This is a genomic window from Streptomyces sp. NPDC047981, from assembly GCF_040653315.1.
Taxonomy (GTDB): Bacteria; Actinomycetota; Actinomycetes; order Streptomycetales; family Streptomycetaceae; genus Streptomyces.
Genome location: NZ_JBEZNQ010000146.1, coordinates 1 through 9,003 on the forward strand (window position 1 = coordinate 1; position 9,003 = coordinate 9,003).

Sequence of the window (9,003 nt, forward strand, 5' to 3'; positions counted from 1 at the left end):
GCCGCCCGCGCCGGGGCCGTGGTGGGCGCCGCGCGCCCACCCCTGCGTACACCGCTCGACCAGGCCCTGGGCCAGGTGCTCGCCGAGCCGCTGCGCGCGCTCACCGATCTGCCCTCCTTCGACACCTCGGCCATGGACGGCTGGGCGGTCGCAGGCCCGGGCCCCTGGGAGATCCGCGCCCAGGACGCCGTGCTCGCCGGCCACGCCCCCGCCGCCCCGCTCGACGACGGCACCGCCGTGCGGATCGCCACCGGCGCCCGCGTACCGCCCGAGGCCACGGCGGTCATCCGCAGCGAGCACGCCCGCACCGACGCGAGCGGCCATCTGCACGCCCGGCGCGAGGTCGTGCCCGGCCAGGACATCCGCCCCCGGGGCCAGGAATGCCGCTCCGGAGAGCAGCTGTTGCCCGCCGGGACGCGGGTGACGCCCGCCGTCCTCGGGCTCGCGGCCGCCGCCGGGTACGACGAGTTGCCGACCCCGGCCCGTCCCCGTGTGGAGGTCCTCGTCCTCGGCGACGAGCTGCTGACGGCGGGACTCCCCCACGACGGGCTCATCCGTGACGCGCTCGGCCCCATGCTCGGCCCCTGGCTGAACGCGCTGGGCGCCGAGACGTTCGCCACCCGGTGGATCGGCGATGACGCCGACGCCCTCGCGGCGGCGGTCACCGGCTCCCCCGCCGACCTGGTGATCACCACGGGCGGAACGGCCTCCGGCCCGGTGGACCATGTCCATCCCGTGCTCGCCAAGGCCGGGGCGACCCTGCTCGTCGACGGGGTGAAGGTCCGGCCCGGCCACCCGATGCTGCTCGCTCGCCTCGACGACGAGCGCCATCTCGTCGGGCTGCCCGGAAACCCCCTCGCCGCCGTCTCCGGCCTGCTCACCCTGGCCGAGCCGCTGATCCGGGCCCTCGCGGGCGCCGCGCTCCCGGCGCCGTACAGCGTTCCCATGGCGGACGAGGTGCAGGGCCATCCGTACGACACCCGGCTCGTCCCGGTCGTGCACCGCAAGGACCGGATCGTTCCGCTGCGGTACCACGGGCCCGCGATGCTCCGGGGGATCGCGGCGGCGGACGGGATGGCCGTCGTCCCACCCGGCGGCGCGCGCGCCGGCGACGCATTGGAGATCCTCGACCTCCCCTGGTCGGCCTCGCTCGGCGACCCGACCCAGCCGTTCCATGCAGCACGGCAGGAAGGTGTTTCACGTGAAACTTCCCAGCCGTGACGTCATGGCGCGCGACGCGGACGAGAAGGCGTCCCCCACCCGGGTCCGGATGCCTCGGCGCATCGTCGAGAAGCCCATGCGCCAGGTGGCCAAGCGTCTCCTGATGGCCCTGGGCGTGCTGGCCCTCACCACGCTGATCGTCTACATCGACCGCGACGGCTACCACGACAACGCCAACGGGACGCTCGACTTCCTCGACTGCGCCTACTACGCGACCGTCACCCTCTCCACCACGGGCTACGGCGACATCGTTCCGCACAGCGATTCCGCGCGGCTCGTCAACATCCTGCTGATCACGCCGCTGCGCGTGCTGTTCCTGATCATCCTGGTCGGCACCACTCTCGAGGTCCTCACGGAGCGGACCCGGGAGGAGTGGCGGCTGAATCGCTGGAGGTCCGCCGTGCGCGACCACACCGTCATCGTCGGCTTCGGGACCAAGGGACGGTCCGCGATCCAGACGCTCCGTGCCACGGGCCTGTCCAAGGAGCAGATCGTCATCGTCGACCCCTCCACCAAGGTGATCGAGGCGGCGAACGCGGACGGTTTCGTCGGGGTGGTGGGCGACGCGACCCGCAGCGACGTGCTGCTCCGCGCCGAGGTGCAGAAGGCACGGCAGATCGTCATCGCCACCCAGCGCGACGACACCGCGGTCCTGGTGGCGCTCACCGCCCGCCAGCTCAACAGGGGCGCGAAGATCGTCGCCGCCGTACGCGAGGAGGAGAACGCTCCGCTGCTGCGCCAGTCCGGCGCGGACGCCGTGATCACCAGCGCCAGCGCCGCCGGCCGGCTGCTCGGGCTCTCCGTGCTCAGCCCCAGTGCCGGCACGGTGATGGAGGACCTGATCCAGCAGGGCTCGGGTCTCGATCTGGTGGAGCGGCCGGTCATAAAGTCCGAGGTGGGCAAGAGCGTGCGGGAGACCGAGGACCTGGTGGTCAGCGTATTGCGCGGGCACCGCTTGCTCGGTTACGACGATCCGGCCGCCAGCCCGCTGCAGTTGACGGACCGTGTGATCACCATCGTGCGCGCGGCGCCCGTCACTCCGCTGTCGGCGCCGTCCGAGTAGCCTCGCCGCCATGCATGCGATCACGATTCCGGAACCCGGCGGCCCCGAGGCCCTCGTCTGGGCCGAGGTGCCCGATCCCGTGCCCGCCGAGGGCGAGGTCCTCGTCGAGGTGGTGGCGAGCGCCGTCAACCGTGCCGATCTGCTCCAGCGCCAGGGCTTCTACGACCCGCCGCCGGGCACCTCTCCGTACCCCGGCCTGGAGTGCTCGGGGCGGATCGCCGCACTGGGGCCGGGGGTGTCCGGCTGGTCGGTCGGCCAGGAGGTGTGCGCGCTGCTCGTGGGCGGCGGTTACGCGGAGAAGGTCGTCGTCCCGGTCGGCCAGTTGCTGCCGGTACCGGAGGGCATGGACCTCGTGACGGCGGCGGCGCTGCCCGAGGTGACCTGCACGGTCTGGTCGAACGTCTTCATGGTCGCCCATCTGCGGCCCGGCGAGACGCTGTTGGTGCACGGCGGTGCGAGCGGCATCGGGACGATGGCGATCCAGCTCGCCAAGGCGGTCGGCGCGAAGGTCGCGGTCACCGCGGGCGGCCCGGAGAAGCTCGCGCGCTGCGCCGAACTGGGCGCGGACATCCTCATCGACTACCGCGAGCAGGACTTCGTCGAGGAACTCCGCAAGGCCACGGACGGCGCCGGTGCGGACGTGATCCTGGACATCGTCGGAGCGAAGTACCTGGAGCGCAATGTGCACGCGCTCGCGGTCAACGGCCGGCTCGCCGTCATCGGTCTGCAGGGCGGTGTGAAGGGCGAGTTGAACCTTGCCGCGCTGCTCTCCAAGCGGGCCGCGATCACGGCGACGACGCTGCGCGCCCGCCCGCTGCACGAGAAGGCGGCCATCGTCGCCGCGGTGCGCGAGCACGTCTGGCCGCTGATCGAATCGGGCACGGTGCGCGCGGTGGTCGACCGTACGGTGGAGATGCCCGACGCCGCCGAGGCGCACCGGGCCCTGGACTCCGGCACCCACGTCGGCAAGGTCCTGCTCCTCGCGCCCGGCGCGGCCTGAGGGTACGCGCAACCCGCCTCAGGACATGCGGCCGCCTGAGTACGTGTGAGGGCACGCGCAACCGTCCTGAGCACGCGTGAAGGCACGCGCAGCCGCCTGAGCACGCCCGAGGGCCCGGCACACCCCAGGTGTGCCGGGCCCTCGCGTACGGATGTCCCCGAAGCCCTACAGGTACGGCCCCGAGCGGACCGCGTGACCGCGGCCGTGGTCGTCGTCGTCGACCGGCGCGCCCGGAGGCAGCGCGCGGCGCATCTGCTCCAACTGGGCCCGGGCGGCCATCTGCTGGGCGAACAGCGCCGTCTGGATCCCGTGGAAGAGGCCTTCGAGCCAGCCCACCAACTGGGCCTGCGCGATCCGCAGTTCCGCCTCGGAGGGGATCGCCTCGTCGGTGAACGGCAGGGAGAGCCGCTCCAGTTCCTCGACCAGTTCGGGCGCGAGCCCGTCCTCCAGCTCCTTCACGGAGCTCGCGTGGATGTCCTTGAGCCTGACCCGGCTCGCCTCGTCGAGGGGAGCCGCACGTACTTCCTCCAGGAGCTGCTTGATCATGCTGCCGATACGCATGACCTTCGCAGGCTGCTCGACCATTTCCGTCACCGGGACCTCGCGGGATTCGTCGTCACCCTGAGCGCCGCCGAGTGCCATCCCGTCCTGTCCCACGATGAGGACCTGGGGAGTCTCCTGCGACCGTTCATTCCTCGGCATCTCCATGCCGCCATTCTCTCGCACACGTGCCTCATCACACGGTGTGCCCCTGGAGAAGGGTGATCCACCCTTCTCCAGGGGCACAGGAAGGCAACGACCGGTCAGGCGGCTTCGCGGCGGGCCAGGGCCCCGCGCGAGCGGGTCACCAGGGCCGCGAGGAGCGCGGCGCCCAGCGGTACGAGGACCAGCATCGCGCCGAGGGTCTCCCAGGGGACGACGATCGGGACGTACGGAGCTTCCTGCGCACCGCCCCAGCCCTGGTCGAGGGACTCCTGGTAGAAGCGCAGCTCCTGGCGTTCCTCGGTGAGCCGCAGCCCCACGGCCGGGAGTACACCGGCCGCCGAGCCCAGGATCACGCCCATCGCGGCGACCACCCCGCACTGGAATCCGCTGAGGGTGCGGCGCACCCGCGGGGGCGCACCGACGGCGGACAGCGTCTTCAGATCGGCCTCCGCGTCGGCCTGGGCGAGTCCGGTGGCGATGCCGGCGGCGCCGATGGTGACGAGGCCGGCGAAGACGGTCAGCGCGAGCAGCACGATGCTGGTGTCGCTGACGAATCCTTCCTCCACGTGCAGCGCGACATCGCTGCCGATCTTGGCGATCTCTCCGTCGAGCTTCTGCCGCTGCTCGCCGCTGGGCATCGCGTCGGTGGTGAAGAACGAGCCGAACGGCACCGCGGAGAGGCCTGCGGCCTTGGCGGCGTCGGGGCTGATGAGCGCCCGTATGCCGTAGGACTTCTGCCCGGTCAGCAGGTGGGCCGGGAGGTGCTTGACCTCGCCGGGGACCGGCTTGCGCTCCTGGTCGGCCAGGTTCGCCTTCTTGTTGTCGGCGATCAGCTTGACGGCGATCTTGCCCGTCGTGTCGATGGGTGCCTTGGCGAACGAGAGGACCTTCCCCTCGGCGAGGGCCTTCTGCGCGCCCGCGTCCGTGATGCCGAGGACCTTCAGGACCGAGGCGTCACCGACGATCAGGCCTCCGTCGACATAGGCACCGCCGGGCAGGTCACCGCCGCTGTTCTCGGTGCAGCGCCAGTCCTCGGCGAGCTTGCGGCGCTGCTCCTTGGTGAACTTCTCGGAGGGGTCCGAGCCGTCCTCGGTGGACATCCACAGGGGGCACTCGTTGGCCTTCGGGATGATCATCTCGAAGCGACCGCAGCCCGGGTTCTCGCTGTAGGGGGAGCAGTTCGTCTTGCCGACCACGATCCGCTGGAGGTCCGCGCGGGTGTCGACGGGCAGCAGCCGCTGCACGGCGTCCCGAACGGCGGGGACGTCCCGGCCGCCTTCCTCCGTGACCAGCACGGAGACCGCGCTGTGCGGCAGCTTCGCCTCGTAGCCTGCCTCGTCCTGCGCCTCGCGGCTGGCCGCGTAGGTGGAGACGGCGACCGTTCCGGCGACGGCCGCGAGCACGGCGGCGACGGCGGGAGCCGTACGGCCCCGGTTGCGCACCGCGTCCCGCAGGGCGAGGCGCGGCGAGAGCGGCAGCCAGCGGCCGGTGCGGCCGAAGAGGCCCACCAGGGCCGGGGTCATGGCGACCACGCCCAGCTCGGCGAGGGCGCTGCCGCCCGCGACGATGATGAACTCGTCGGAGATCACCGAGCCGTACAGGGCGATCGCGCCGCCCAGGAGCAGGGCGACCAGGCCGATGACCGGCAGGACGCGGCTGCCGCGGCGGACACCCCGACGGCCGGTGAGCGCGGCGAGAACGGTCTGCCGGGACGCGGTGACGGCCGGGACGATCGCGGCCAGCAGACCGGTCAGCACGGCGATGAGCGCGATACCGAGCAGCTCCAGCGGACGGATGTCGAAGGCACCGAACCGCTGGCCCATCGCCTGTTCGAGGACCGGCTGCAGCGCGAACGTCAGGACGAGACCGAGGCCGGTACCGATGACGGCCGCCGCGACGCCGATGACGAGGCCGCCGCTGAGCACGATGGCGCGGATGTGGTGACGGTCGCCGCCGTTGGCACCGACGAGCCCGAGCTGACGGCGCGAGCGGCGGGCGCCCACGGCGAACGCGGGACCGGCCAGCAGGCAGATCTCCAGCATGGCGAGGCCGACGACCGTGCCCGCGGCGGCGAGTTCGGCGGCCTGGGCGGCCGCGCTGTCCTCGAAGGTGCCCCAGCCCTCCTTCTGGAAGAGCGGGACATCGTCCGTGGCGGGCGGGTCCAGGAGCACCGCGCGCGAGACGACCGTGACGCCCTTGGTGTTGACCTGCTGCACGGTGTTCCACGTGAAACCACCGGGAGCCTTCACCAGGTACGTGACGGACGCCTGGCCGGCGTCCATCCCGCTCGCCGTGGCGACCTTGGCGTACCCGTCGAGGAACGCGCCCGGCAGGGCGTTGACCTGGTCGGCCTTCAGGTCGTTGGGGAGCTCGTACGAGCCGACGATCCGGAAGGTACGGCTGTCACCGCGCGCCGAGAGCGTGGAGCCGATGCTCAGCCCGCTCGTCTCCAGGAAGTGCGTGGTCGCGGCGACCTCGTCCGCCTTCTCCGGGAAGCGGCCTTCCTGGAGGGCCATGATGCCCCGGGCTATCGGATCGTCGGCCTTCAGCTCGCGGACCTCGGTCTGGAGCAGTCCGTGGGCCGTGGTCAGCTTGGCGCTGCCGCTGCTGTCGGTGATGACCGCGGAGCCGGCCGGGAAGGTCTTGGTGACGTCGGTCGGACCGCTCGGCCAGGGCTCGTCCTTGTAGTCCTTGACCGGCACGGACGTGTTGCCCTCGGGGTCCTGGTAGACCGGCACCCCGCTGACGTGGGCGTCGGAGAACCGCGCGTCGGCGGCGCCGATGTCCCGGCTCAGACGCTCCTCGGGGGAGAGTTCCGAGCTGCGCAGGGTCAGGTCCGCGGCGCTGACGCCGAGGATGGGCAGGGCGATCATCGCCAGGACGAGGAAGCTGCGTCCCTTGGAGCGCCAGGCGTCACGGCGCGCGATGCGGATCGCGGCGCGCCAGGAGTGGAGCCACTTGTTCACCGCTCGGCCGCCTGGCCCGAGAGGAGCGAGTCGGCGTCGGTGCGCACGGTCTGGTCGACGACGGCGCCGTCCCGCAGGAAGACGACCCGGTCGGCCCAGGCGGCGAACCGCGGCTCGTGGGTGACGAGCACGCCCGCCGCCCCGGCGTCGCAGCGTGCGCGCAGCAGGGCGAGGACGGACTCGCCGGTCTCGGAGTCCAGGGCGCCCGTCGGCTCGTCCGCGAGGACCAGGCGCCGGTCGCCGACCAGGGCGCGGGCGATGGCCACGCGCTGCTGCTGGCCGCCGGACATCTCGTCGGGGAAGCGGTCGGCGAGGTGGCCGAGGTCCATCTCCTCCAGCGCCGCCAGGGCCTCGACGCGGGCCTTTCGGGCGGCGACGCCGTCCAGTTCGCGGGGCAGGGCGACGTTCTCGGCGGCGGTGAGCGCCGGTATCAGGTTGTAGTCCTGGAACACGTAGCCGATGCTGCGGCGGCGCAGGGCCGCGAGGGTCTTGCGGTCGGCGTTGGTGATGTCGGTGTTCTCGACGATCACCCGGCCGGAGGTGGGGTTGTCGAGGCCGCCCGCGATGGTGAGCAGGGTGGACTTGCCGGAGCCGGACGGGCCCATGACGGCGACGAGTTCACCGGGGTGGACGGCCAGGTCGATGCCGCGCAGGGCGTGCACCTCGGTGGCGCCGGAGCCGTGGACGCGGGTCAGGTTCTGGAGTTGCAGCACGGGCTGCGCTGTGGACATGGAGGGGTCCCCCTTGGGCGTACGGACACGATGCGCGTGCGCGTACGGAGCGGATGGAGCGGATGGAGAGGTGGTGGCGCCGGATCGTGCGGTACGGCGCCGGATCGTGCGGGTGGTGCGAGACCGGGGCCGGTGGGCCGCGGGGTCAGCGCGTCCGCGCCGGGTGGTGCGTGTCGTCGGCGGCCGGCGAGGCCGCCCCGGGAGGCCGGGGGTCCCCCGCGCCGACGGCGGACGTCGAGAGCCGGATCAACCGGGCCTCGCAGTGGTCCAGCCAGCGGGCCTCGGCCTCGGTCTGGAAGATCAACTGCTCCAGGACGAGCAGCCAGGCCACGTCGTCGCGTTCCCGGGACTTCCCCGACTCCAGGGCGGTGAGCGCCTGCGCCTTGAGCCGGGTGTAGTCCTGCATCGCCTTCACGGTGTGCCGGCGCTGGGACTGGATGACGTTCCTGATGTCGACGCCGGGTGCTCCGACGGCCATGGCGAGCTTGATGGCGAGCTCGTCGCGGGCCGGGCTGGTGCGGTCCACGGGCTTCTCGAACCACTGCCGCAGCTCGTCCCGCCCGCCCTCGGTGATGGCGTAGAGCGCGTGACCGGCCTCGTCCGCACCGTCCTGGGCGACCATGCCGTCGCGTTCGAGACGGTTCAGGGTCGTGTAGACCTGGCCCACGTTGAGCGGCCAGGTGGAGCCCGTGCGGGACTCGAACTCCGTGCGGAGCTGCGAGCCGTAGCGAGGCCCGCGTTCGAGGAGGGCGAGAAGCCCGTGGCGGATCGACATACTCAGTATGTATACCGAGTATGTCGACGCGGACAAGCGACCTCAGACGGAGTCTGCGCGTCCGTCTCAAGGGGGACACGCGGGGTCTCGCGGGGGATCGGCCCCTCTCAGCGGCGCCGCATCCGCAGGCCGAGGAAGCCGATGCCGAGCCCCATCATCGCGAGCCCGGCGCCCAGCGTGACCACGGGAATCTGCCGGTCGGAGGCGGTGGGGGCGGGCTGGTCGCCGAGCCGGGGCGCCGCGGCGGGAGCGGTCGCGGGCGGCGCGTCGGAGGCGGAAGGGTCCGTCTCCGGTACCGGTTCGAGGGCCTCGTCCGCCTCGTCCGCCTCCTCGGGCGGCGCCTCCGCGGACTCCTCGTCTGTTGCGGACTTGGTACGAGACGGGTCGGCGGAAGGGTCGTTCGACGGGTCACCGGACGGTTCGGTGGGGTCATCGGCGGACTCGTCCGGGTCGCTCGGCCTCGGTTGCCCGGGGGGCCTGCCCGGACGCTCACGGCCCTCGCCGGCGGGGCGCCCGGCCAGTGAGCCGGACGGTGTGGGCCC

The 9,003-nt window shown here is 72.4% G+C and carries 7 protein-coding genes and 1 pseudogene; 3 read left to right on the forward strand and 5 right to left on the reverse strand.

The genetic code is table 11. The features are described 5' to 3' along the window. From AB0E14_RS38450 to AB0E14_RS38460, 3 genes are all read left to right on the forward strand, one after another. Positions 1–1,221, forward strand: a 1,221-nt coding sequence (locus AB0E14_RS38450; RefSeq protein WP_362429805.1) for a molybdopterin molybdotransferase MoeA, incomplete at its 5' end; no start/stop codon positions are given. Beyond that, positions 1,175–2,284 (forward strand): potassium channel family protein, encoded by a 1,110-nt coding sequence (locus tag AB0E14_RS38455; protein WP_362429809.1) that lies wholly within the window; start codon positions 1,175–1,177, stop codon positions 2,282–2,284. The genes AB0E14_RS38450 and AB0E14_RS38455, both read left to right, overlap by 47 nt. A 10-nt stretch (positions 2,285–2,294) precedes the next feature. Beyond that, complete coding sequence (locus AB0E14_RS38460) at positions 2,295–3,284, forward strand: NAD(P)H-quinone oxidoreductase (protein ID WP_362429812.1); 990 nt, start codon at positions 2,295–2,297, stop codon at positions 3,282–3,284. Positions 3,285–3,449: 165 nt separating this feature from the next. Here the strand turns inward: AB0E14_RS38460 and AB0E14_RS38465 are convergent, their stop codons facing one another. The 5 genes and pseudogenes from AB0E14_RS38465 to AB0E14_RS38485 all read right to left on the reverse strand — a co-directional run. Further along, positions 3,450–3,992 (reverse strand): bacterial proteasome activator family protein, encoded by a 543-nt coding sequence (locus tag AB0E14_RS38465; protein WP_362429814.1) that lies wholly within the window; start codon positions 3,990–3,992, stop codon positions 3,450–3,452. Positions 3,993–4,087: 95 nt separating this feature from the next. Beyond that, positions 4,088–6,955: an ABC transporter permease gene (locus AB0E14_RS38470; protein WP_362429817.1), complete on the reverse strand. Its 2,868-nt coding sequence runs from the start codon at positions 6,953–6,955 to the stop codon at positions 4,088–4,090. Beyond that, on the reverse strand, positions 6,952–7,686 hold the full coding sequence (locus tag AB0E14_RS38475; protein ID WP_362429819.1) for an ABC transporter ATP-binding protein: 735 nt from the start codon (positions 7,684–7,686) through the stop codon (positions 6,952–6,954). Before AB0E14_RS38475 ends, AB0E14_RS38470 begins: the two co-directional genes overlap by 4 nt. A gap of 145 nt (positions 7,687–7,831) precedes the next feature. Beyond that, the gene (locus AB0E14_RS38480) at positions 7,832–8,461 is read right to left on the reverse strand and encodes a PadR family transcriptional regulator (RefSeq protein ID WP_362429822.1); all 630 of its coding nucleotides are present in this window, start codon (positions 8,459–8,461) and stop codon (positions 7,832–7,834) included. 107 nt (positions 8,462–8,568) lie between these two features. Beyond that, a pseudogene (locus AB0E14_RS38485) lies at positions 8,569–9,003 on the reverse strand (hypothetical protein); the annotation flags it as partial.